The 23,590-nt window shown below is 55.6% G+C and carries 27 protein-coding genes; 13 read left to right on the top strand and 14 right to left on the bottom strand.

Annotated features, from left to right (window positions below; translation table 11 throughout):
• Nucleotides 1-13: 13 nt before the first annotated feature.
• Complete coding sequence (locus KP626_RS03585) at nt 14-880, bottom strand: transporter substrate-binding domain-containing protein (RefSeq protein ID WP_395978400.1); 867 nt, start codon at nt 878-880, stop codon at nt 14-16.
• 275 nt (nt 881-1,155) lie between these two features.
• Here KP626_RS03585 and KP626_RS03580 point away from each other — a divergent pair, with 275 nt between their 5' ends.
• Both KP626_RS03580 and KP626_RS03575 read left to right on the top strand, forming a co-directional pair.
• Entirely contained in the window at nt 1,156-2,007 is an 852-nt protein-coding gene (locus KP626_RS03580; RefSeq protein WP_395978398.1) for a DegV family protein, read from the top strand.
• Between the two features lie 175 nt (nt 2,008-2,182).
• Nucleotides 2,183-2,443, top strand: a complete 261-nt coding sequence (locus tag KP626_RS03575; RefSeq protein ID WP_395978396.1) for a helix-turn-helix domain-containing protein — start codon at nt 2,183-2,185, stop codon at nt 2,441-2,443.
• Nucleotides 2,444-2,450: 7 nt separating this feature from the next.
• Here KP626_RS03575 and KP626_RS03570 read toward each other — a convergent pair whose 3' ends face one another.
• From KP626_RS03570 to KP626_RS03550, 5 genes are all read right to left on the bottom strand, one after another.
• A complete protein-coding gene (locus tag KP626_RS03570) occupies nt 2,451-3,032 on the bottom strand; it encodes a DUF1989 domain-containing protein (protein WP_395978394.1) in 582 nt (193 codons plus the stop codon).
• A 74-nt stretch (nt 3,033-3,106) separates the two neighbouring features.
• Complete coding sequence (locus tag KP626_RS03565; protein WP_395978392.1) at nt 3,107-3,844, bottom strand: ABC transporter permease; 738 nt, start codon at nt 3,842-3,844, stop codon at nt 3,107-3,109.
• Nucleotides 3,841-4,572 carry an ABC transporter ATP-binding protein gene (locus tag KP626_RS03560; RefSeq protein ID WP_395978390.1) on the bottom strand — a complete coding sequence of 244 codons (732 nt, stop codon included), beginning with the start codon at nt 4,570-4,572 and terminating at the stop codon, nt 3,841-3,843. The genes KP626_RS03565 and KP626_RS03560 overlap by 4 nt, the downstream gene beginning before the upstream one ends.
• A complete protein-coding gene (locus KP626_RS03555) occupies nt 4,569-4,862 on the bottom strand; it encodes an AbrB/MazE/SpoVT family DNA-binding domain-containing protein (protein ID WP_395978388.1) in 294 nt (97 codons plus the stop codon). The genes KP626_RS03560 and KP626_RS03555 overlap by 4 nt, the downstream gene beginning before the upstream one ends.
• Before the next feature lie 126 nt (nt 4,863-4,988).
• Nucleotides 4,989-5,501 carry a flavin reductase family protein gene (locus tag KP626_RS03550; RefSeq protein ID WP_395978386.1) on the bottom strand — a complete coding sequence of 171 codons (513 nt, stop codon included), beginning with the start codon at nt 5,499-5,501 and terminating at the stop codon, nt 4,989-4,991.
• Nucleotides 5,502-5,699: 198 nt separating this feature from the next.
• On the opposite strand from KP626_RS03550, the gene KP626_RS03545 reads away from it, so the two are divergent.
• From KP626_RS03545 to nagB, 5 genes are all read left to right on the top strand, one after another.
• Nucleotides 5,700-6,467 carry a 6-phosphogluconolactonase gene (locus KP626_RS03545; protein ID WP_395978384.1) on the top strand — a complete coding sequence of 256 codons (768 nt, stop codon included), beginning with the start codon at nt 5,700-5,702 and terminating at the stop codon, nt 6,465-6,467.
• A 35-nt stretch (nt 6,468-6,502) separates the two neighbouring features.
• Nucleotides 6,503-7,285, top strand: a complete 783-nt coding sequence (locus KP626_RS03540; protein WP_395978382.1) for a 6-phosphogluconolactonase — start codon at nt 6,503-6,505, stop codon at nt 7,283-7,285.
• Nucleotides 7,286-7,349: 64 nt separating this feature from the next.
• Entirely contained in the window at nt 7,350-8,117 is a 768-nt protein-coding gene (locus KP626_RS03535) for a 6-phosphogluconolactonase (protein WP_395978380.1), read from the top strand.
• A gap of 39 nt (nt 8,118-8,156) precedes the next feature.
• Nucleotides 8,157-8,927, top strand: coding sequence for a 6-phosphogluconolactonase (locus KP626_RS03530; protein WP_395978378.1), 771 nt, complete (start codon nt 8,157-8,159; stop codon nt 8,925-8,927).
• A 212-nt stretch (nt 8,928-9,139) separates the two neighbouring features.
• On the top strand, nt 9,140-9,871 hold the full coding sequence (nagB, locus tag KP626_RS03525) for a glucosamine-6-phosphate deaminase (protein ID WP_395978376.1): 732 nt from the start codon (nt 9,140-9,142) through the stop codon (nt 9,869-9,871).
• A gap of 60 nt (nt 9,872-9,931) precedes the next feature.
• Here the strand turns inward: nagB and KP626_RS03520 are convergent, their stop codons facing one another.
• From KP626_RS03520 to KP626_RS03510, 3 genes are all read right to left on the bottom strand, one after another.
• A complete protein-coding gene (locus KP626_RS03520) occupies nt 9,932-11,101 on the bottom strand; it encodes a glycosyltransferase (protein ID WP_395978374.1) in 1,170 nt (389 codons plus the stop codon).
• A 217-nt stretch (nt 11,102-11,318) separates the two neighbouring features.
• Complete coding sequence (locus KP626_RS03515) at nt 11,319-11,765, bottom strand: GNAT family N-acetyltransferase (protein ID WP_395978372.1); 447 nt, start codon at nt 11,763-11,765, stop codon at nt 11,319-11,321.
• Between the two features lie 163 nt (nt 11,766-11,928).
• Nucleotides 11,929-12,657, bottom strand: coding sequence for an L-2-amino-thiazoline-4-carboxylic acid hydrolase (locus tag KP626_RS03510; RefSeq protein WP_395978370.1), 729 nt, complete (start codon nt 12,655-12,657; stop codon nt 11,929-11,931).
• A gap of 261 nt (nt 12,658-12,918) precedes the next feature.
• On the opposite strand from KP626_RS03510, the gene KP626_RS03505 reads away from it, so the two are divergent.
• From KP626_RS03505 to KP626_RS03490, 4 genes are all read left to right on the top strand, one after another.
• Nucleotides 12,919-13,317: a transcriptional repressor gene (locus KP626_RS03505; protein WP_395978368.1), complete on the top strand. Its 399-nt coding sequence runs from the start codon at nt 12,919-12,921 to the stop codon at nt 13,315-13,317.
• A 1-nt stretch (nt 13,318) separates the two neighbouring features.
• A complete protein-coding gene (locus tag KP626_RS03500) occupies nt 13,319-13,693 on the top strand; it encodes a desulfoferrodoxin family protein (protein ID WP_395978366.1) in 375 nt (124 codons plus the stop codon).
• A gap of 45 nt (nt 13,694-13,738) precedes the next feature.
• Nucleotides 13,739-14,281: a rubrerythrin gene (gene rbr, locus KP626_RS03495; RefSeq protein WP_395978364.1), complete on the top strand. Its 543-nt coding sequence runs from the start codon at nt 13,739-13,741 to the stop codon at nt 14,279-14,281.
• Between the two features lie 94 nt (nt 14,282-14,375).
• A complete protein-coding gene (locus KP626_RS03490) occupies nt 14,376-15,110 on the top strand; it encodes a riboflavin kinase (RefSeq protein WP_395978362.1) in 735 nt (244 codons plus the stop codon).
• 25 nt (nt 15,111-15,135) lie between these two features.
• Here KP626_RS03490 and KP626_RS03485 read toward each other — a convergent pair whose 3' ends face one another.
• Nucleotides 15,136-15,858, bottom strand: coding sequence for a DUF5131 family protein (locus KP626_RS03485; protein ID WP_395978953.1), 723 nt, complete (start codon nt 15,856-15,858; stop codon nt 15,136-15,138).
• A 1-nt stretch (nt 15,859) separates the two neighbouring features.
• Nucleotides 15,860-16,414: a flavodoxin family protein gene (locus tag KP626_RS03480; protein ID WP_395978360.1), complete on the bottom strand. Its 555-nt coding sequence runs from the start codon at nt 16,412-16,414 to the stop codon at nt 15,860-15,862.
• 259 nt (nt 16,415-16,673) lie between these two features.
• Here KP626_RS03480 and KP626_RS03475 point away from each other — a divergent pair, with 259 nt between their 5' ends.
• Nucleotides 16,674-18,017, top strand: a complete 1,344-nt coding sequence (locus KP626_RS03475) for an amidohydrolase (protein WP_395978358.1) — start codon at nt 16,674-16,676, stop codon at nt 18,015-18,017.
• Between the two features lie 264 nt (nt 18,018-18,281).
• Nucleotides 18,282-20,027 (top strand): NADH-dependent [FeFe] hydrogenase, group A6, encoded by a 1,746-nt coding sequence (locus KP626_RS03470; RefSeq protein ID WP_395978356.1) that lies wholly within the window; start codon nt 18,282-18,284, stop codon nt 20,025-20,027.
• Nucleotides 20,028-20,336: 309 nt separating this feature from the next.
• Here KP626_RS03470 and dapB read toward each other — a convergent pair whose 3' ends face one another.
• Genes dapB through asd form a run of 3 tightly spaced genes read right to left on the bottom strand, consistent with a single transcriptional unit; the run spans nt 20,337 to nt 23,581 of the window.
• The gene (gene dapB / locus KP626_RS03465) at nt 20,337-21,545 is read right to left on the bottom strand and encodes a 4-hydroxy-tetrahydrodipicolinate reductase (protein ID WP_395978354.1); all 1,209 of its coding nucleotides are present in this window, start codon (nt 21,543-21,545) and stop codon (nt 20,337-20,339) included.
• Nucleotides 21,546-21,602: 57 nt separating this feature from the next.
• Entirely contained in the window at nt 21,603-22,478 is an 876-nt protein-coding gene (gene dapA, locus KP626_RS03460) for a 4-hydroxy-tetrahydrodipicolinate synthase (RefSeq protein ID WP_395978951.1), read from the bottom strand.
• Between the two features lie 20 nt (nt 22,479-22,498).
• Nucleotides 22,499-23,581, bottom strand: a complete 1,083-nt coding sequence (gene asd / locus KP626_RS03455) for an aspartate-semialdehyde dehydrogenase (RefSeq protein WP_395978352.1) — start codon at nt 23,579-23,581, stop codon at nt 22,499-22,501.
• Nucleotides 23,582-23,590: the final 9 nt, after the last annotated feature.

Below are 23,590 nucleotides of genomic sequence, written 5' to 3'. Positions count from 1 at the left end.
ATACGATTTAAAGTTATTCCTGTTCTCCCTGATCGGTGGAGATGATATACCGTCCTACCACCTCGTCCACCACAAAGGCGTCCACCCGTCCGGCTTTCAGATCCATAAAGACCGTGACGTTGTCGGCCAGCTCCACAACCTCGGCCACCTGCTCAAAGACAGCGTTTTTCTTGAGGGCGGAAAGGGCGGTGGAGCCCTTCTGCAGGCCAACTTTTTTGCCGGCAAGGTCAGCCACGGTTTTGATATCGGAATCGCTGGGCACGATGACGATCTGGCGGTTGGCCACATAGGGCTTGGCGAAGAACATGGCGGCCAGCCGGTCGTCATCGATGGACATTCCGTTCCAGATGCAGTCGATGCGGCCGGTGCTGAGTTCCATCTCCTTGGCGTCCCAATCGATGGGCTGCACCTCAAGGGTAACCCCCATGCGCTTGGCAACTTCGGTGGCAAGGTCGATATCAAAGCCGACGATGGTGTCGCTCTCATCCCGGAAGCCCATGGGCGGGAAGCTGTCGTCCAAGCCCAGAACCAGCTTGCCCTTGTTCTGGATTTTGGTCAGGGAATCGTCTCCGCTGGGGGCAGTGGATTCCTCCAGATAGGCCTGATCCTTCAGAAGGATATCCTCGCCAAACCATTTGTTGCTGATCTCGGCGGCGGTGCCGTCCTGGATCATCTCATCCAGATGCTTTTGTACCTCCAGTCCCAGAGCGATATCCTCATTGCGGAAGCCGATGCCGTATTGTTCGGCGTCCAGGGAATCCTCCAGCACCACATAGGTCTTGGCGCTGGTATCGGCGGGATTGTCTCCGCCACATCCGGCGGTGAGGGCGGCCAGCATCATGCCGGCTGCGCACAGAGCGGTGAACCTCAACTTTTTCATCACAGCGTACACTCCCAAATATAATTTAGCATAGTACAGCAATAGTGCGGTACTATGACAGTATATACGATGTGCACCGGTTTTTCCAGAGAAATTTTTGGGAAAGTGGATTTTTTTTTGCCCTTTCATGGATAGAATGAAGTAGAAATCCCTTGTGGTCGGTTAGATTTGTTGCAAAAAACCAGGGCATCTGGTATCATTTATCATATCGACTGTGTATTGGCCGGAGGGGCCGGTATAGGGGAATATAATCTGTTGCCGATTGGAGGCACCCAATGGAAATGGATCAGAGAATTGCCATTGCCACCGATAGCTCCTGCGATCTATCCGATGAGATTTTGGCCCAGTATGGGATCAGTATCATTCCGCTTCGGATTGTGTATGCGGACCGAGAGTACCGGGATCGGGTAGAGGTGGATGCGCAGTATGTGTACGAGCGCCTGGATGAGGAACTACCCACCTCCTCCATGCCCAGCCTCGATGATATCACCGCCACCTGGGATGCCATCGCGGATGAGGGCTACACCCATTTGCTGCAGATCTGCATCAGTTCGGGCCTTTCGGGGACCTATAACGCCATGCGGATGTGCGCCGAGGAATACACCCGGATGCAGGTGACGGTGTATGACAGCCGAACCCTGTCTATGGCTTTGGGGCTCATGGTATTGAGCGCTGCCCGAGAGATTCAAAAGAGCGGCAGCATCCCCAGGGCCATCGCACGGATGGATCGGATCCGTGGGAGCATGTTGGCGGCCTATGTGGTTCGCACGCTGGAATACCTCAGTAAGGGCGGACGAATCGGCAAGGTGGAGGGCATTGTGGGCACGTTGCTGCGCATCTGCCCGGTGATTTCCGTCAACGATGACGGCGTCTACTATCCCATGAGCAAAACGGTAGGGTATCGAAAATCCCTGGAGAGCATGAAAAAAGAGTTCAAGGCCCGCTTTACCGGTAAAGAGGTGGAGCTGGCGGTGGTTCACGGCGGAGCGGAAGCCCTGGCTCGGGATGTGGAGCGGGAGCTTAGGGGGTTTGCCAAGGTGAAGGAATCCTTCATCTCGGCGGTGAGCCCCGTGTTGGGGGCTCATACCGGACCAGGTCTCATCGGCATCATCGCCTTTGAGGTGTAGCGCCCCTTGCGATGGCCCGCGGCGGGTTCCAATCTGGAACCCGCCGTTTTTTTATTGCCTGCTATCCCACTTTCTCCTACTTTAGGCGAAATCAGCATTTTAACAGCAAACTGCGATATAGTGGGTTTGGGGTAAATCGTTTCTGCCATTTCATTGTCTATCCATTGAGGGGAAAATGCTTTCTAAAGAGGAGGAATGCTTTCTATTAAAAGTTGACCTCAACATAAGCCACTACCGGAAGCTTTCGGGGTATACACAGGAGGAGTCGGCAGAAGCCTCGGGACTCAGCCGTGCCTATATAGGCGAAATAGAAGCACTGAATTGTATCCGCATGCCAACGCTTCGGATCCTTTACAGAGTTGCTGTGGCTTGTGGCATTTTCCGGAAAAGCTTCTGGAGACCAAATAAAAGGCCGCCCCAGGGCGGCCTTTTTTGATGCGGCGTTAGTCCGTAATCAGGATTTTTATGGGCGTGCAGCTCCCGCTGTTGCAGTCGCTTTCCGAGACGCTGCAGGCCGCGGCACCGATCCGCAGATCCATCTCCGCTTTGAAAACGATCCGATCGCCCGGTTTGGAGAGGGGACGTTTGACGCAGATGCTGCCATCTGGCTGGATCTCCGTATACATAAAGAGATTGATGGGATGGATGATCGGCCTTGCCCTTCCTAGGCAGCCATTGATGTTTTCCAGACAGTTGGGATGTCCTGCGCCGTTGTGGTAGAAAAAATCGTACATTTCCGGCCGGCAGCATGGATGTAAAAGGTCGTGCTCACCAACCTCATCTTGAAGCACTTGAAACATGGGGCGGTAAAGATTGGAATAGAGATGGTTCCCAACGGATATGCGCAGGGATTCGTTGCAGTCGATGGTAACGCCGGGGGATAGAAACTCCTCTGGATTTTCCGCGGACTCCGCAAAGAAATCTACAACCTGTCCTCCCTCAAGATCGATTACGGTTATGGTTTGTCCCATGAGTACGTCGATTGCCCGTCCGCAGCAAGCGGGTATGGTGTATTTCTGTGCCATTCTTGTATCTCCCGATTGATATAGTGTTTATTAATTATATCATGGAAAGTATCCGGAACGCTTGGTGGCAAGGATCATTTTTGATCCCCATTCATCCGCCGGGTGAACACCCAGACCGCCAGCCCCAGAAAAGCGACGCCGTAGCCCAGCACCCACCAGAGGTGGGGAAATACGCCAGCAAGGTTTCCATGAAGGGCTGCCCGGCCCGCCTCCACCGCGTGTACAAAGGGCAGCGCATTTGCTACCCCTGAAAACACACCTCCTACCAGGTCGAGATCAAACCAGGTGCCGGACAGCCAGGCGGTGAGGTTGGTCAAAAGCGCGCCGCAGATACCGCCCACCTGTTTGTCGGTGAGAAGACAGCCGCACAGCAACCCCAGTGCGATGAACAGCACCGATGCCGGAAGCAGGATCAGCGCGCTCCAAAGGACGTTAACGGTTAAAGGCAACCCCAGTATACCCGCCACCAGAAAGCAGAGGAGAATCTGGGCGGCGGCCATGGGCAGAAGGGGAAGGATGTAACCCAGGATGAACTCCCCCGGATGAAGGGGGGAGATGAACAACCGCAGCATAAAGGAGCTGGTTCTGTCCTTAGCGATGAGTACGCCGGAAAACAGGGATACAAAGGATAGGCCAAAGACCGCTATGCCGGGCGTAAGCTGATCCAGGGTAAACAAGGAAACCGGGATGTTGGCTTGGATGGCCGTCAACAGCAGCAGCAGGATCACCGGAAAGCCAATGCCGAATATCAAGTTTAGCTTATCCCGAATCAGCTCTTTCCAGTTGCGAGATGCAAACGCTATGAGCTTCATAGAGATTCCTCCTTTTCGCAGAGGGATACAAAGGCCTCCTCAAAGTTGGGAGCCTTTGTCTGCGCCATCAACTCATCCACGGTGCCCACCGCCCGAAGCCGTCCCCGTACCATGACGGCGATCCGGTCGCATAGGGATTGAGCCTCCTCCATGTAATGGGTGGTCAGGATGACGGTGGCCCGGCCTTTTAAGCTGCGAATGATTCCCCATAGCTCCCGGCGGGCCAGTACGTCCAGGCCCAGGGTGGGTTCGTCCAGGAATAGAATCCTTGGCCGGGTAATCAGCGCCATGGCGATGCTAAGCCGCCGTTGCCAGCCTCCCGAGAGGGTTTTCGCCTTCTGTTTTTCCACCTCCGTCAGTCCCATGGAAACCAGCATTTCCTGGACTCGCTCCCGGGCCTGTGCTCCGGGGCTTCCATAGATACCGGCCATGAGCGCCAGGTTTTCCGCCACCGATAGATTGGGGGCAACAGCGGTTTCCTGGGGGGAGACGTTGATCTTCTCCTTTACCCGGTGGGGAGCGGTAAGAATGCTGTCCCCCAATAGAAGGGCGTCCCCCGCGGTGGGGCGACATAGACAGGACAGCATCTTAATGGTGGTGGATTTGCCGGCGCCGTTGACCCCCAACAGGCCGAAGAGCTCTCCCTCCCTGATGTCAAGGGTCAGGTGGTCTACCGCCGTATGCTGTTCGTACACCTTGGTAAGGGCACGAATCTCTAGGGCGTTCATTTGGTTTCCTCCTCCCGGACGGTCTCCTGGACCACCTGGGCAAAATTTGCAAGCTGCTCCGTTGGAGCGGCTTCCTCTCGATAGGTTCCCTGGAAGATGGCGTCCGCCATAGCGGCAAAGAAGGAGGGCCGGTGCATAGCGATTCCCCGTCCTGGGTGAGCCATCAGCAAGAGGGAATCCCCGGGCCCGATGCCAAACATCTCCCGAACCTCCTTGGGAATCACGATTTGCCCCTTGGGCCCCAGCTTTACGGTGCCCATATAGGGTTCCGGCTGCCGCTTGTTCTCCACGATACATCCCTCCAATGGTAAGAATAGTATTACTTTTCATATAAATCATACCATTGTTTTGGCTGAAGTCAAGAAAAATCCATGAAAAAAGGGCCCCGAAAGGCCCCTTTTGCACGAGGTTGCGCGCTACTCTTCATCGGTGGTATAGCAGGCTACGATCTCCCCATAGAAGGCGGTATGATAGTCGTTGCCAGGATAGCTTTTTTCCCGAATCTCTTCCTGAAGCAGCATGGGTTCGAAGGTCTGGCATGCTACCACTTTGCACTCAAAATGCAGGCCGCATTGTGCTACGATGGGGGTTTTTACCACCTGTCCAGGAGCGGCAGTAAGACCGGTTGCCGCCCATTTATCGCCGTCACGGCCGGATTTGGTGCCGCAATAGGCTAATTCCTTTTTCAAAGGAATTTTTGTGGGCACGCTGACGGTAAACTCCATATCCCGACGGAGTAGGGGAAAGGTATGCCGCTGGGGCCGGACTACCGTAAGAAAGATGCCTTTGTTCCACATGATTTCCACGGCACCCCAGCCGATGGTCATAGGGTTGGCATCCCCCATCTTTCCGGCGGTGAGAAAGGCTCCGCCCTGGGAGAAAGCCTCCAGAACCCGGTTGGCCGTCTGGGTATAGTCCAGTTGTTTCATGTTTATCTCCTCCGTTCTTTTCGATAACCTTATTAGTATACCATAAAATACACGGGAAAAGACCGGCAGAACCTACAAAAAACACCAATATGGTTTTGTTTGATTGGTATAAATGGGTGGATTTCCCGGGAGCCTCATAGTATAATAAATTTATCAAAATAGGACCGGTTTGGTAGACGGTCCCAATGGAGGTAACGGATGAAAATTCGCATCTTTGATTCCAGGGAAGAATGCCTTGTGGCGGGGGCCTGGGCCTTTATCAGGTATGCCCTCAACAACCCGGAGGGAACCATCGGCCTCTGCACCGGATCCACCACCGGCCCCATCCATGAGATGGTGGCGGATATCTATCGGAAATACCCCTTCGATGTTTCCCGGCTGCACACCGTAAACGCCGACGAGTTTCTCACCCCCAAGGGAAGCCCTGTCACCCTGACCATGCGTACCACCATGAAAAAGGATCTGTTTGACGCCCTAGGCATCGATGAGGAGCGGGGCATGCTTCCGGACAGCACCGCCGAGGATGGCGACGCCGAGGCCCTCAGATATGAGGAGCGCATCAAAGCTGTAGGCGGCGTAGGCTTGCAGATGCTGGGTGTGGGCCCCGACGCCCACCTGGGTTTCTGTCTTGCGGGAACCTCCTTTGACAGCGTCTGTCATAAGCGGGCGGTTTCCCCGGCCATCGAGGAGATCATCGTCAACAAGTATAAGTTCGATCGCTCCATGGGCCCCTTCTATGGCATTACCATGGGGCTGAAGACCTTTATGCAGGGCAAAGAGATGCTGCCTATTGTCTGCGGCGCCAGCAAGGCCGAGGCGGCTGAGAAAGCCATCTTTGGTCCGGTGACGGAGGAGGTTCCCGCCAGCATTTTGCAGCTGCACCCCAACTGCACCTGGTATATGGACCGGGAGGCGGCGGCCGGCATCATCGGCCGGGTTAATCCCGATGGCACCCCCATGAAATAACGCCCGTTTGCCGGGTGAATAGGAGGAGTTCAGTCATGAGAATCCGTATTTTTGATTCCAGTGAAGAGTGCAGGACTGCCGCGGCCTGGCGGGCCGTCGGTTATATGCTAAAGGAGCCCTGCGGCGCCATCGGCCTCTGCACTGGAAGCACCACCGGCCCTATCCATGAGATGATCGCTGAGATCTACCGGAAAAATCCCTTTGACGCTTCGGGCATTCACACCGTCAATGCCGATGAATTTTTGACTCCCCAGGCCGAGGGGTATGACGGCCCCATCATCACCATGCGCCCCGGCATGGAAAAAACCCTTTGGTCGGTGCTGGGCATCGATGAGAACCATGCCCATATGCCGGACGCCAATCCCAAGGACTGGGAGGCCGAGGCGGAGAAGTATGAGGCCACCATCCGGGAGATCGGAGGCATTGGTCTGCAGATGCTGGGTGTGGGTCCCGATGCTCATCTGGGCTTTTGCCTGCCTGGAACCCCCTTTGGCACCATCTCCCATGTCGCCCCCATCTCCCAGGTGCTGACCGAGAGCAGCATTGTAGGGGGGACCCGCCAGGTAAATCCCAAATGGGGTCCTTTCTATGGCATTACCATGGGCCTTAGAACCTTTATGCAGGGCCGGGAGCTGCTACCCATCACCGTTGGCGCCAGCAAGGCGGAAGCGGTGGAAAAGGCCATCTTAGGGCCGGTGACGGAGGAGGTCCCTGCCAGCATTTTGCAGTTGCATCCCAACTGCACCTGGTATATGGACCGGGAGGCGGCAGCCGGCATCATTGGCCGCATCGATGAGAACGGCGTCCGTATCAAATGATGGATTTGGCGGGGGAAAGAAGAAATCCGCTCGCCTGGAACAACCAAATATAAGGAGGACACCCATGAAGATCAGGATTTTTGATTCCCGAGAAGAGTGCCTTACCGCCGGAGCCTGGGCGTTTATCAAATACGCCCTTGCCCATCCCGATGGAACCATCGGCTGCTGCACAGGAACCACCACTGAACCCATCCATGAGATGATCTCCGAAATCTATCGGAAGAACCCCTTCGACGCGTCCGGACTTCATACCGTCAACGCAGACGAATTCCTTACCCCTAAGGGATACGACAAGGGCCTTCTGACCATGCGCCCCCGGATGCAGAAGGGACTGTGGGATGCGCTGGGCATCGAGGGCGACCGGGCCAATATGCCCAATCCCGACCCCGATGATTGGGAAGCTGAGGCGGCCCGTTACGAGGCACGCGTGCGGGAACTGAAGGTTGGTTTGCAGATGTTGGGTGTGGGTCCTGACGCCCATCTGGGTTTCTGCCTCCCTGGGACCCCCTTTGATAGCGTGAGCCATGTGGTGAAGCTGTCCGATACCATCCAGAACGATATGGTGCAGAACGAGGGAGTGGATCCCAAATGGCTGCCGCTCTCTGGAATCACCATGGGTCTTAAGACCTTTATGCAGGGGCAGATTACCATGCCCATCGTCTCGGGCTCCCACAAGGCTGAGGCCGCTGCCAATGCCATACTGGGGCCGGTGACGGAGGAAGTGCCCGCCAGCATTCTGCAGCTGCACCCCAACTGTACCTGGCTCCTGGACCGCGAGGCCGCTGAGGGCATCATTGGCCGCATTACCCCCGATGGGGTTCGTATTAAATAACGGCATCAAATAACCATATACAATAGGAGGAGAACCACAATGAAAATTAAAATTTACGACTCCCGCGAAGAGTGCCTGGTCGCCGGCGCATGGGCTTTTATGCGGTACGCCCTGAACCATGAGAATCCGGTAATCGGCGTCTGCACCGGCACCACCACCGAGCCCATCCATCGGATCGTGGCCGAAATGTATAAGAAGAATCCCTTCGATGCCTCCGGCCTCCATACCTTTAACGCCGATGAGTATTGCTCTCCCAAGGATGCCGGCGTGGTGTGTTCCATGCGGCCCCGGATGGAAGGCGATCTGTGGGGCCCTCTTTCCATGGACGACGCCCATTGCCATCTTCCCAATCCGCTGGCCGAGGACTGGGATGCCGAGTGTGAAAAGTATGAGGCGGAGATCCGTGCGGTAGGCGGTATCGGCCTGCAGATGCTGGGTGTGGGCCCCGATGCGCACCTTGGCTTCTGTCTGCCGGGCACCTCCTTCGGCACTACCACCCATGTAACCGCTCTGTCCGAGACCGTTACCGGCAACATGTGCCGCCGGTTTGATCTGGACGCCGCAAAATATGGCCCCTTTAACGGCATCACCATGGGCCTGAAGACTTTCATGCAGGGCAAGATCACCCTGCCCATCACCGTAGGAACCAGCAAAGCGGAAGCCGTAGCCAACGCCATTCTGGGACCGGTGACGGAGGCGGTGCCCGCCAGCATTCTGCAGCTGCATCCCAACTGCACCTGGCTGATGGATAAGGAAGCCGCTGAGGGCATCATTGGCCGGATTGACGAGAACGGGGTTCGCATCAAATAGTCAGCCGAGACAAGGGGGCCTTTAAAAGGCCCCTTTTTTTCTGGAAAATAACAGGGAAAAAACAAGGAACGATGGAAAACCTGTAAATGCAACAACCAATCAAACGCACAAGAGCAAACAATGGGTATTGTTTCTTGGTGATTTTTGTGCTATTGTTTTAGATGGGACAGCCAATGGCGTCCCGGAAGAATCAATAAAGAAATGGAACGGTGATGGCAGTGAAGACGGTGGTATGTGAAACCCTAGAAAAATGGACCAATGCGGTGGCGGATGAGATTCAGAAAGCAGTGGAGGAAAAGCCCGACCTCACCATGATCCTTGCGACGGGGTCCACTCCGGAACCGGTCTATGATGAGCTGGTAAAACGGTGCAAGGAGGGAAAGGTGTCCTTCCGGGATCTGCATTCCTATAACCTGGATGAATATGTGGGCCTTCCCGCGTCCGATGTAAACAGCTACCGGTATTATATGGAGAACCGGCTGTTTCGGCATATCGACGCCGATCCCAAGAACCTCCATCTGCCCAACGGCATGGCGGCGGATATGGAGCAGGAGAGCCGGGACTATGAGAATGCTCTGGCCGCTAGAGGGTACGCCGATTTTGCCATCTTGGGCATGGGAATGAACGGCCATATCGGATTTAATGAGCCCGGAACTTCCGCCGATCAGAAGACCCATGTAGTGGAGCTGACCCAGAGCACCATTGACGCCAACAGCGTCAACTTCAATTCTCCCGAGGAGATGCCCCATAAGGCCATCACCATGGGCCTTTATACCATCTTGCAGAGCAAGACCATCCTTTTAATGGTGCGGGGAGCGAAAAAGGCCGGGATCCTGAAGGCGGCGCTTACCGGCCCCATGACGGAGCAGGTGCCCGCAAGCCTTTTGCAGAAGCATCCCGATGTTATTGTGGTGGCGGATGCTGAGGCAGCGGCCCTTCTGTAAGCCGAACCGAAAAAGCGCCCATGAACCAGAGGGTTCATGGGCGCTTTTTGTACGTTACGGTTATTTCCGGCGGTCGTTCCAATCCTTTAAGATCTCTTGATAGTTGTTATAAACCTGTTTCACCACCTTGTCCCAACCCAGGGGCAGAGTCTCGCTGGCCCGGCGGCCCACCTGCTCCAAAAGGGGCCGGTCCGTTGCGATTGCACAGAGGGTATCACAGATGGCTTGAGGGGTTTCTGCGCAGAGGAAACCGTTATCAAGATGGGCGATCCCCTCGGCGGAGTTGGATCCGGCAATCAATAGGGATGGGGTGCAGACGGCGGCCGCTTCCCGAACCACCAGGGGCGCGTTGTCATAGATGGAGGGGAAGAGAAAGAGGTCGGCAGCTACAAAGATGCTGCGGAGATAATCGCGGTCCAAAACAATTCCCGTGAAGACGGTATTTTCCTCCAGCCCCAGCTCTCGACAGAGGGCTTGGAGGTCGCTCAGCGCTACCCCGGTACCCACAAAAACCATGCGGAAGTCATTGCCCAGTTCCTTATAGCGTGCAAGACTTTCGCAGATGAGGCGCAGGTTTTTCTGCCAAATCATTTGTCCTACGAATAGAAACACCGGCAATTCTCCCAGTTTCAATTCCTGCCGTACTCTTGCCCGGCGCTCCTTGGTATCGGCGGGAACGCCCACATCGGTTCCGTTGGGCACCACGGTGATTTCGCCCTGATAGCCATAGTCCCGGAGGGTTTGGGCGGTGGCGGCATTGACGCTCCATACGTAGTCGGCGGAGTGAAAAAAGCGGATGACGTATTTGACTCCCAGCCGTGCCATCCGATCGCTGCCGGTAGCCTCTTTGAAATCATCGTAAAACTTGGAGTGGAACGTAGCCACAAGGGGCACGTCCAGCTTCCGCGCTAGGCGCGCGGCCTCCCGGCCGGCTCCGAAGGGGGAGTGGGCGTGGATGATATCAAAGGAGACGTCCCGGATATAGCGGCGATAGGCAACATCCACGCTGGGCAAGCCAAACCGGTAGGGGTCCCGTTTGGGGACCTTGATGGACTGGAACCGGTAGACGTTGAACGGATCCTGGTCCAGGTATCCAGGCATTCGGGGGGCCACCACACAGCAGCTGCCATATGCTTCATCCAATACCCGAGCATAGTTTTTTACCACTGTTACGACGCCATCCACAGCGGGGAGGTAGCTGTCGATGTATTGGGCCATTTGCAATCCCATGGGCGAGTTCCTCCTGGTAGATACGTACTATTCTTTATAGTTTACTGGATTTCCATGCATGTTGCCAGCATCCGAATGGAAAGCCGAAGATAAGTTCAAAAAGAAAAAAATTCTAGACAGGTTTTCTAAAGGATAATCCGAATGAAAATGGACAATCCTAAAAATGATAAATTATAGAAAAGAATCGTTCTTGCTAAAGCATTAATCCAGAGAAAAATCAAATTTCCCTTCTCATGTATAAAAGCGGATATGGTTTTCCTTGCTCATCTAATTCAGTTCTTTTATAGACCTTAAATCCCATATGTTCATAAAAACCTTTTGCTTGAGGATTCTGTTCATTCACCGCAAGTTCATTTATATTGAACCTTTCAACTCCATAATTTAATAATTGTTTTCCAATTCCCTGTCCTCTATTTTTAGCTGCAATAAATAGCATTTCTAACATTTGATGATTGATCCCCATGAATCCAACGGGTCTGTTGCTTTCGTCGTTGAAAAGAATTAAATAAGAAATTTCTTTTAGTGCTTGTGGGACATATTTTTTGATATTCTCAATTTCTTCGTTAGATAAAAATAGATGCGTTGCTCTAACGGAGCTTTCCCAAACTTTTAGTAATTGCTCAACCAATACGTTGGTTCTGTCTTTTACCTCTACGATGTTCATGTAATTTACCTATAAATCGTGACTTATTTTGATTATATCAGATGTAGGATGGCATATAAAGATGATTAAAAGGGTCCAATGATTTCGGGTATAGGACTATGTTAGGCGAGAAGACCCCAAAAAGAACGGCCCCACGCAGGGGGCCGTTCTTTTTGGTAAGTTCTTATCCTTCTTTGGGAAGGGAAGCAAAGTTGCAGGTCATCCAGGGCGTTAGGGCATCCAAGGCGCCGGCGCCGTACAACCCCTCGAACATCTCCCGGGCGGCGTTCAGGATGGAGCGGCACTGGGGGTATTTTGAGAGCACCGAAATGAAGGAGCAGTAAAGGTGGCACATGTGATAGTCCCACCCCATGACCTTGCCGGCAGCTGCCGCCCGCTCTTGGACGAGTTCTTCCGCGGCCTTGTGGTCAAGATCGTCCTGCCAGTGCATCTCGCAGTAGCCGTCTCCCCGGGTCAGCAGCTTGGTGACCGTTAGACGCAGCTCCGGATTGAAGCCGTGAAGCAGGGCAACATCCACGTCGTTGCAGTAGTAAAGGCCTTCCTCCAGCATGCCGTGCTTTTCCCATGCGGCGTGCCAGGGGCAACTGGAGCTCAGGGAAACGTAATAGGCCGGCGTGGGGTCGGCTTTATAGGCGGGATGCTGGTGAGCGGCCCCAGGGATGACCACCTGCCATTCCCGGGTGGCGTTATAGGTGGCCATGTCCAGGGGCAGGCCGGCGGCTTTGGCCCGCATGGCCATGCGGGCACCCCGCTGGTTTCCGTATAGGATGACCGCTTCCCGTACAGCGGCGGGGCCCTGTTCCTCCAGGGTGGAAAGGGTACAGCGGGCAAGGCATCCGAAGAGCGCCGCATGGTGCTCCGCATCCAAAATCAGGGGCTGCTTGTTCTGCATGGAAATCCTCCTTTATTGGGTCGTCACAATCTGGAAAATGATACTTATATTATAAGCCCAAAGCCTTTTTGCCGCAACCGAGGATCGCTGGCGGGATGTGATACCAGGGCAGGGAACGAAAATTTTGCGCAAAAGAATGGCTTTCCCTCCAAATGGTTAGACTAGAAAAGCTGGAAAAATTGGTAGAAAAGGGGTTGACAAGAGGGTGGAGGATGGATATACTTTAATTGAAAATAATTCTCATTATTGTTAGGAGGACCGATGGAACGGAGAATGACCAGACAGCGGCGGCTGATTCTGGATGCCGTCAACAGCACCACCGGCCATCCTACGGCGGATATGGTCTATCGAATGTTGCAGGAGCGAGGAACCGGGATCGGTTTGGCAACGGTATACCGAAACCTCAACTACTTGGCCGAGGAGGGCGTGATCCGCAAGGTGACCACTCCCCACAGCTCCGATCACTTCGATGGCGATACCAGGCCGCATTACCATGCGGTATGCCAGTCCTGCGGTGAGGTGGCCGACGTTTTTCTGGAACCCGAGGGAGCGTTGATCCGGCGGGCGGAGGAAGCCTGCGGATATCAATTACGGTCCCATGAGGTAATATTTTACGGTTTATGTAAAAAATGTCGTGACAAAATCAATGGAGGGAATTAAGATGAAAGTGAACTACTATCGGTGCAATCTCTGTAAGAAGATCGTAGAAGAAGTGGTAACTGGCCCCGGCAAGCTGGTTTGCTGTGGACAGGACATGGAGCTGTTGGTGGCCAATACCACCGACGCGGCTACCGAAAAGCATGTGCCCGTGGTTACCATTGATGGCAACCGGGTTCATGTAAGCGTGGGGGATGTGGCCCATCCCATGACGGCGGAGCACAGCATCCAGTGGATCTCCCTGGTGACGCCCACTGGCGTTCTGCGGAAGAACCTGAGCCCCGACGCCGCCCCTGAGGCCGACTTCTATACCGACGAGAAGGTGCTGGACGTTTATGCTTGGTGCAACCTCCACGGCCTGTGGAAAGCTGCCCTGTAACATAACGTACGGAACAAAAAAACAATCTAAGGAGGAAGACAAACCATGGAATTGAAAGGATCCAAGACTGAAGCCAATCTGCTTGCCGCTTTTGCTGGGGAGTCCCAGGCCCGGAATAAGTACACCTACTATGAGTCCAAGGCCCGGAGCGAGGGGTATCAGCAGATCGCCAATATCTTCGCTGAGACCGCTGCCAACGAGAAAGAGCATGCCAAGATTTGGTTCAAGCAGCTTCATGACGGCGCTGTGCCCGATACCCTCACCAATCTGAAGGATGCCGCTGCCGGCGAGAACTATGAGTGGACCGATATGTATGCTACCTTTGCCAAAGAGGCCAAGGAAGAGGGCTTCACCAAGCTGGCTTACCTCTTTGAGGCCGTAGGCAAGATTGAGAAGGAGCATGAGGAGCGGTACAACACCCTCATCGCCAACATGGAGCAGGGCCGCGTCTTCAAGCGGGAGCAGCCTGTGGTTTGGATCTGCGGCAACTGCGGCCACATCCACACCGGCGACACCGCCCCCGAGATCTGCCCCGTTTGCGATCATCCCAAAGCGTACTTCGCCATCAAAGCTGATAACTACAAATAAGCGAGTTTGGAACGGCCCGGTGGGAAAATCCCATCGGGCTTTTCTGTATTTTGTGGTAGAATAAAGGACAGCGACGAAAAAAGGAGGAATCCGGGTGCGGGTTGCTTGGATACCAAACAATGAGGAGATTCCCAGCGTGATTTCGGGATTGGACGCTTTGCTGCCGGAAGCGGTGCGGGCCCTAGGGGAGCGAGCGCGAGCGGGGGAGACCGTGGCGCATCTGCCCCTTTCTGCCGAGGGGAAGCGGATGTATTCCCTCCGATCGGCGTTTTATATGCTGTCCCGAATGGGCTATCAAGAAACACGGCTTTTCTGGGAAGGAGAGGATTCTCCCAAAGAGCCCCTGGCAAAGCTGCTACGGCAAGGGGACGTGGAACCGGTGGGAGAACGCTTGGAGCGGCCTTATACCATCTATGGCCGGGTAATCCATGGACGGCAGGTGGGCCGGGCAAAGCTGGGGATTCCCACCGCTAACCTGCGGATAACGGGACGCCTTCTGCCGGAGGGCGGAGTGTACTTGAGCCGGGTTTGGTTGGGCGACCGGGCCTTTTTAGGGGTGACCAACCTGGGCCAGAATCCTACGGTGGGGGAGACGGGATTTCTCTCGGTGGAAACCCATATCCTAAACTTTGAGGGAAATCTCTATGGCAAGCTTCTGGAGGTTGGGTTCATCCGACGGCTTCGGAGAGAGCAACGCTTTTCCGGATTTGACGAGCTGAGCCGGGTGATCCATGGGGACATGGAAACGGCCCGTAAGATGGGAAAGGATTTGCCGGCTTTTGTCTGCCGGCGGGAGCGGACGGTTTTGCTGGAACATATGGATCAATAAATAAAGAGCGGCCTTCGGGCCGCTTTTATGGTTTTGGATAGTCCAGTCCCGCCCGGATTGCCTGCTGGTGTTGAAGCTGCCGCGGGATGGTATAACGCCGTCCGTTTTTGATGAAATGGGTGCCGGTTTGCTTGAAGGCGAAGGGAATACCATAGGCAAGGCATTGCTGCCGGATGGCCACCACCCATTGATAGGACAGATCCCGTCCATGAGGGCCGGATTCCCCGCCCACCGATACCTTTTTCAGAAGCTGGGGGTTAAGGTAGGCGGTTAGGTTCAGGTTCTCTAAAAGGGGTTCGCAGTTGATGGCCCGGTAGCGGAGGGGAAGGCTTAAAAATACCGGCAGGCGGCGATCCGCCTCGGCCTGGTTTTCTACGGTGCAATAGAGGCGTACGTTGGGATAGCCCTGGCCCCAATCCAGGGGCAAATTGACGTAGAACCGTTGAGGACGCTTGGTAATGATGGCGAAAGTGAGATCCGGCCGAGCTTTGATCATGCTCCAGGCCTCCAGCCGCCAGGGATCCGCCTCTGGAAGAAAGAAATCCGAGGTGCCGCAGGTGAATACCGGACTATTGCAACGCAGCTTATAGTTGCCCTGCCGATCCCGGCGGAGGGGGAGGTCAAAGGACTTGGTTTTTTCCACCACCGAGCTATCCTTGCCGTAAGCGGCATCCCGGGCGTAGACATAGCAGTTGGCGCAGCCCGGGCTGATCCTATGGCAGCCGTGCCAAGGGCTCCACATCTCCATCTCAGATGGAGCGGCCAAGGGCTTCCGCCTCCTGGAGCCAATGGGTTCCTTGAATGGCTCCCTTTTCTCCCAGGCCGCCGGCCTTGATAATGCCCCGATCTTGGACCTTCCAGAACCGGATGGTATCCCGGTAGATTTTGAGGGGAGCGTCAAAGACGGCGCTTTCGGGGGCGTCCCCGGCCGTCAGGAGAAGAACGCTTTCCCGGATATGGGATTTATGCTCTTCGGAGAGGGAGCCAAAGCAATAGGTCCGGTCCAAAAAGGCTTTTAGCTGGGCGGTGAGGCAGGAGAAGTACACCGGACTTGCCAGGGCCAGAACATCTGCCTCTTGAAAGAGCGGATAGGCTTCTGTCATATCGTCATTCTGGATGCAGGGACGGCCTTGGCTCCAGCATAGATCGCAGCCGAGACAACCTCCGATGCGCTTTTGTGCGGCGGAAAAGAGCGTCACATGATGTCCAGCTTTCTGCGCCCCTCGTGCGAAGGCCTGGGCCAGCTGGTCACTATTGCCATTCCGACGGGCGCTACCCGTTACCACAAGAATCTTTTTAGACATGGAATTCCCTCCTTTTCTTTATTTTATCGTCATTGGCAAGCCGGCACAAGAGGAAGGCTGACGTACCCCGTCGTGTGGACCGGCGGGAACGCAAATAGAATTCGGAATTCTTTTAAATGCGAAAGAGCCTACAAAATGGTGGGAAAGGGTGCTATAATTTATAGGAATTTACTATCTATAAATGGGGTTTGTTTTTAGCGCTTTTTTGGAGGCGCTGATGGCCTATGCCGATAAACTATGAGAAAAGAGGATGAAGCGCATGGATCGGATGGAACAAAAAATACTGGAACGCATTGACCAGAACCGGGAGAAAATCATCGCCTTTGCCCGGGATATCTATGATCACGCCGAGCTGGGCTACAAGGAGTATCGTACCGCCGGCAAGTTTGTGGAGGCTCTCCGGGATACGGGCATCACCGAGATCCAGGAGAAGCTGGCTGTGACCGGCGTAAAGGGGTATCTGTCCGGCGGACAGGAGGGCCCTACCGTAGCCCTCATTGGGGAATTGGACGCCCTTGCCATTCCCAACCATGCCCATGCCTGGGCCGAGACCGGCGCCGCTCACTGCTGTGGCCACCATGCCCAGATGGCAGGCGTTATGGGCGCGGCGCTTGCCTTGACGGATCCGGAGATCGCCGAGGCCTTAGCTGGCCGGGTGGTGTTCTACGCTGTACCCAGCGAGGAGTGCGGCGAGGTGGACTTTAAGAAGAGTCTGATGGATCAGGGCATTATCCGCTACCTGGGCGGCAAGTGCGAGCTGATCCGCATCGGTGCTTTTGACGATGTGGACATCAACGTGGTGCATCACACCGTTACCGAGGATAAGGTCATCATTGGGTCGGCCACCAACAATGGCTTTACCGCCAAAACCATCAATTATAAGGGCGTGGCTACCCATGCGGCAGGTTCTCCCCACAAGGGCGTGAACGCGCTGAATGCCGCGACCCTGGGCATCACTGCCGTCCAGTTCCAGCGGGAAACCTTCCAGGATAAGGATACCGTCCGCATTCATCCCATCATCACCCGGGGCGGGGATTTGGTCAATGTGATCCCCGATGACGTGGTGGTGGAGACCTTGGTCCGGGCCAACACCATGGAGATGGTTATGGACGCCGATAAGAAGACCGATCGGGCCTTCCGGGCGGGCGCCCTTGCCGTGGGCGCGGGATGCGAGATCGTCACCATGCCGGGGTATTTGCCCACCATCCCCTTGGAGAATATCGACGCGCTTAACCAGGCCGCCGAGACCATCAAGGAGGCCTATCCCTATGAGATGACCTGGGCGGGGGAGAAGGACCACTCCACTGGCTCCACCGATGTAGGTGACCTGACCCATATCATGCCTACCATGGAGTTCCGCACCGGCGGCGCATGCGGCGGCGGGCATCAGGTGAATTATGACATCGCAGATGAGGAGCTGGCCTATATTGTTACCGCTAAGATCTTCGCGCTGACCGCCTATCATCTTTTGAAGGACGGCGCCAAGCTGGCTCATGAGTTAAAGGACGGCTTTACTCCCAAGCTCACCAAGGAAGCGTATCTTACGTATATGGAGAGCATGAACAAAACCGAAGTGATCGAGATGGACGCCCCCAAGGCGTAAAGCAAACCTGCTAAATATCTCCGCCCATGGGAAAAACCGGTTTCGTCCCTTCAAAATGAAGGGACGAAACGGCGGAGTTTTCACTATTTGGGCTGGTTTCAGTTTGACAAAGCACATATAAAATACTATAATTCTATTTGGCTATTTTTTCACATAAAGGTCTTGTTTTGTCCTTTTTTGTAGGTTGACATTCCGCCATGGCTCTGCGACATAAAGAGGGGATTATGGCGTAAAAGTAAGCGATAGAGTTGGAGGAAATGAAGCATGGTTAACATCAAAATCAATGGTGTTCCGATGCAGGCGGCAGAGGGGTCTACCGTATTGGAGGCCGCCCGTGCAAACGGGATTAAAATTCCTACCCTTTGTTACCTGAAGGATGTGAACGCCATTGGCGCCTGCCGGGTTTGTCTGGTGGAGATCAAGGGCGCAAGAGCTCTTGCCGCCGCCTGCGTGATGCCCATCAACGAGGGGATGGAGATCTATACCAACACAGATAAGGTCCGCAAGGCCCGGAAGTTTGTGGTAGAGCTCATTCTGGCTGATCATGACCGGGCCTGCCTCACCTGCCCCCGCAACGGCAAGTGCGAGCTTCAGGCTTTGGCCGAGGAGCTGGGTATCGACAATATCAAGTATGAAATGCCCAAGAAGAACCTGCCTTTGGATTTGGCGTCTCCCTCCATTGTGCGGGATCCCAATAAATGCATTCTGTGCAAGCGCTGCGTAGCGGCCTGTAACGAGGTACAGCAGATCGGTGCTATTGGCATCCGGAACCGCGGCTATAAGAGCGATATCGGCGTGCCCTTTGACCGGCCCTTGGCTGAGTCCAAGTGCGTCAACTGCGGACAGTGCATCCAGGCCTGCCCCGTGGGCGCCCTTTACGAGAAGGATTCCACCGCTCAGGTGTGGGACGCCATCAACGATCCCACCAAGCACGTGGTGTTCCATACCGCTCCCTCCGTCCGGGTGGCCCTGGGCGAGGAGTTTGGTTTGCCCATCGGCACCCGGGTGACCGGGAAGATGGCCGCTGCCATCCGGCGGTTGGGCGCTGATAAGGTCTTTGATACCGATTTTGCCGCGGACCTGACCATTATGGAGGAGGGCACTGAGGTTATCGACCGGATTAAGAACGGCGGTAAGCTGCCAGTGATCACTTCCTGCTCGCCCGGCTGGATCAAGTTCTGTGAGCATGAGTACCATGATCTTCTTGACAACCTTTCCTCCTGTAAGTCTCCCCAGCAGATGATGGGCGCCGTTGTGAAGTCCGTTTATGCTCAGGAGGCGGGCATCGATCCTAAGGATATTTATTCGGTATCCGTCATGCCCTGCACCGCCAAGAAATACGAGATTCAGCGGCCTGAGATGAATAGCTGCGGCTATCAGGATATCGACGCTGTTCTGACCACCCGTGAGCTTGGCAAGATGATCAAGCAGGCTGGCATTGAGTTCAACCTGCTGCCCGATGAGGACTTCGACCAGATCTATGGCGATTCCACCGGCGCTGCTGTAATCTTCGGCGCTACCGGCGGCGTCATGGAGGCTGCTCTCCGTACCGTGGCGGACATCCTGTCCGGCCAGGATCTCCAGACCATTGAGTACAATGATGTGCGGGGCATTGAGGGTGTGAAGGAAGCCACTGTCAATGTGGCTGGTATGGATATTAAGGTTGCTGTTGCACATGGTACCGCCAACGCCCGGAAGCTCATGGAGAAGGTAAGGAAGGGCGACTCTGGCTATCACTTCATCGAGGTTATGGCCTGCCCCGGCGGCTGCGTAAACGGCGGCGGCCAGCCCATCGTACCTGCCAATGTAAAGATGTTGAAGGATGTGCGGACCCTCCGCGCCAAGGCTATCTACGACGAGGACGAGGCCAAGGTCATCCGGAAGAGCCACCAGAACCCCTCCATCCAGCGGGTTTACAAGGAGTTCTTCGGGGAGCCCGGCAGCCACAAGGCCCACGAGCTGTTGCACACCCATTACACCGCTCGGCCTAAGTTCGGCGGGGAACAGTAACAAGAACTGCAAAAGGAGCGCTTATGTGCTCCTTTTTTGCTATATTGTGAAAATGGCCATGGAGTAGTTCCAGAGGAAGGCGAATTGCCGGGGGTTCTGCTAAAGGCTGTGCAGGACGGAAAAGGAGAACCGGGAAGAGAAATATGAATCTATGGGGGCGCGTATGAAAAAGAACCTGAGAATCGCAAGATGCGAACTGACCTGCTGCCTATGCTCGAAAATGAGGATTCCGCAGCACATAAAAAGGCTCCCCCCTGGGAGCCTTTGTATGTGCACTATCAATATAGGAACTGATGTCGGTACGCGCCTTTACCGGGCGTATTCTTGGGCCAAAAGGGAAAGGGCCTGCTCCTCCATCTTGCCAGGCACCAGGAGAACGATTTTTTCTTCGCTGGTGGCCACCGACAGGGGAGGAATGCCCGCCTGAATCAGGGGACGGAAGAGTCTGGCGCCCACGCCAGCCTCGAACTCCATGCCGGGCCCCCGGATGGTGATCTTACTGAGGTCTGCCATCAGATCCATGGAGAGGCCATGACGGTCTAGAATGGGGGAGATGGCGGCGGTCACCACGGCGCTGTGGGCGTTGTCCACCGAAAGGGTTAGGTGGGAGATCACGCCGCTAAAGCTGTATGTGATAACGTCCACCGGAATTCCTTCCTGGGCAACGGCGGCAAAGATCTCCAGGAAGGCGTCGGGGCTCAATTTTCCCGCTAGATTGAAAAGGGTCTGGTGGGAAAGGCTCCGAATATCCGTCACCGCCTGGTCCTCGGCAAAGAGGTTGTCCATGGAGTAGAGGCCGGGGCCCTTTTCCGCGATGTACCGCAGGGCGCTTACCGCTCCGGTGGCGAAGATCCGCCGGGAATTGGCGATGTGGGTTAGTTCCACCACCTCGTCCTCTCCGTAGAAGAGGACGGAATGCTCTCCAACCGTGGTCCCTCCCCGGATGGAATGAATGCCCAAATCGGTTTTTTTCCGGGGCTCCCGCTTGCTATGGCGCTCATAAACAAAGCTCTTGGGCTGAGCTACGGCTTCATTGATGGCTTCGGCCAGCATGTTGGCCGTGCCGCTGGGCGCGTCTATTTTGCGGTTGTGATGCTTTTCCAAAATCTCGATGTCGTAGGCTGGCTCCAGAAGGCTGGCGGCTTCCTGGCTTAGATGTTTGATGAGGTTTACACCCAGGCTCATATTGGCGGAAAAGAATACGGGAATGCGCTCCGCCGCCCGCTGGATTTCCCGCCGCTGCTCCATGGTATGCCCGGTGGCGCAGATCACCACCGGAAGCTGACGCTCTAGGCAGTAGTCCAGAATGGAGCTGAGGGCGGAAAAATGGGAGAAATCCAGCACCACCTGGGGGGCCTCCCGAACCGCGTCCAAGGAGGGATAGACGGGAAAGGGAAGACTGTCGTTGGGGGTGATGTCCACCCCTGCTATGATGCGCAGATCCTGGGTTTGGGAGATGGCGTCTCGCACCATGCCACCCATGACGCCGAGGGCGCCGGTCAACAAAACATCGATCATAGTAACACCTCGTTAGATCCTTTGTAAAAAAGGGCCCGTAGGCCCTTTTGTGTGATGTCAGAACTGGATGCCGTAGTCCCGCATGGCGCGGATCAGCCGGTTTTTGGTGGGTTCCTCCATGGGACAGAGGGGCAGCCGAACCCGATCGCTACACAAGCCCATGAGACCGGCGGCGGTCTTGACGGGGATGGGGCTTACCTCGCAGAACAGAGCGTCGATGACGGGGTTTAGCCGATGCTGCATCTCGGCGGCGGTGGTGAAATCCCCCCGCAGGGCGGCGGCGCACATCTCGTGGGTATCCCGGGGCAGGATGTTGCTGACCACCGATACCACGCCCTTGGCGCCCATGGCCATCAAGGGTACGGTGATGGCGTCCTCGCCACAGTACAGATCCGCCTGGCCCCGGCTGAGCCGCAGGGTCTCCTGGGCCTGAGCTACGTTGCCACAGGCCTCCTTCATGGCAACGATATTCTTGTGGCGGGCGATCTCCGCAAAGGTACCGGGAAGCAGGTTGACTCCGGTACGGCCCGGCACATTATAGACCATAATGGGAGTATCCACCGCGTCGGCCACGGCGTTGTAATGGGCGATGAGGCCCTTTTGGGTGGCTTTGTTGTAATAGGGAGTTACCACCAGAAGGCAGTCCGCACCCGCCGCTTGTGCGGCCAAGCTGGCCTCGATGACGGCGGCGGTATTGTTGCCGCCGGTGGAGACGATGGCGGGCACCCGCTTATTGATCCGATCTAGGGCGAAGCGGATGAGATCGCTTTTTTCCTGGGCCGTCATGGTGGGGGGTTCTCCGGTGGTGCCGGCGATCAACAGGGCGTCGGTGCCATTTTCTATCTGGAAGTCGATGAGCCGGCCATAGGCCTCGAAGTCGATGCCGTCTTCCGTAAAGGGTGTGATCATAGCGGTACAGGAGCCGGTAAACAGGGTCATGGCGCTACCTCCTTTTATTTATGGGGAATGTACTCCTGGGCGCAGAGCAGCTCGGCACAGAGCACGCCGCCGCCCGCCGCGCCGCGAAGGGTGTTGTGGGACAAGCAGGCGAATTTGTAGTCGAAGATATTGTCCTCCCGGAGACGTCCCATGGTAATGCCCATGCCGCCATACAGCTCCCGGTCCAGCTTAGCCTGGGGCCGGTCATCCTCATTGAAATAGGTGAGGAACTGCTGCGGGGCGCTGGGCAGCTTTAATTGCTGGGGCAGGGGGGTCCATTCCTGCCATCGGGCAATGATCTCCTCCCGGGCGGGTTTGCGGTCAAAATTGACATACACCGCCGCGGTGTGGCCATCGGAAACCGGCACCCGGTAGCACTGAGCGCTGATCCGGGGAGAAGCGGCGTGGATGATCTTGCCATCCTCCACCTTGCCCCAGATCTTAAGGGGCTCCTGCTCGCTCTTCTCTTCCTCGCCGCCGATATAGGGGATGAGGTTATCCACCATCTCGGGCCAGGTGGCAAAGTTTTTGCCCGCGCCCGAAATGGCCTGATAGGTGCAGGCCAGGATGTCCTTTACGCCGAAGTCCATAAGGCAGGATAGGGCGGGAACGTAGCTCTGGATGGAGCAGTTGGATTTGGCTGTGATGAACCCCGTCCGGGTGCCCAGCCGTTTCCGCTGGGCGGGGATCACCTGGGCGTGTTCGGGGTTGATCTCCGGAATGATCATAGGAACGTCGGCTACCATGCGGTTGGCGGAGTTGTTGGAGATTACCGGGGTTTCGGCCTTGGCATAGGCTTCCTCCAGAGCCAGAATTTCGCTCTTCTGCATATCCACGGCACAGAAGATAAAATCGCACCGGCTGGCGACCTCCTCCACATGGCTGGCGTCCAGCACCACCAGGGATTTGGCGGACTGAGGCATGGGGGTGGCCATGGCCCAACGGGCGCCCACTGCTTCTTCATATGTTTTGCCAGCGCTACGGCCGCTTGCCGCCACTGCCGAAAGCTGGAACCAGGGATGGTTCTCCAAAAGGGTGACAAACCGCTGGCCTACCATGCCGGTCGCGCCTACTACGGCCACCTGATACTTCTTCATCGTTGCTTC

Source organism: Christensenella sp. MSJ-20, assembly GCF_044357945.1.
Lineage (GTDB): Bacteria > Bacillota > Clostridia > Christensenellales > QAND01 > QAND01.
The sequence above is the reverse complement of the archived record's forward strand: the minus strand, read 5'-3'. Positions and strand labels throughout refer to the sequence as shown.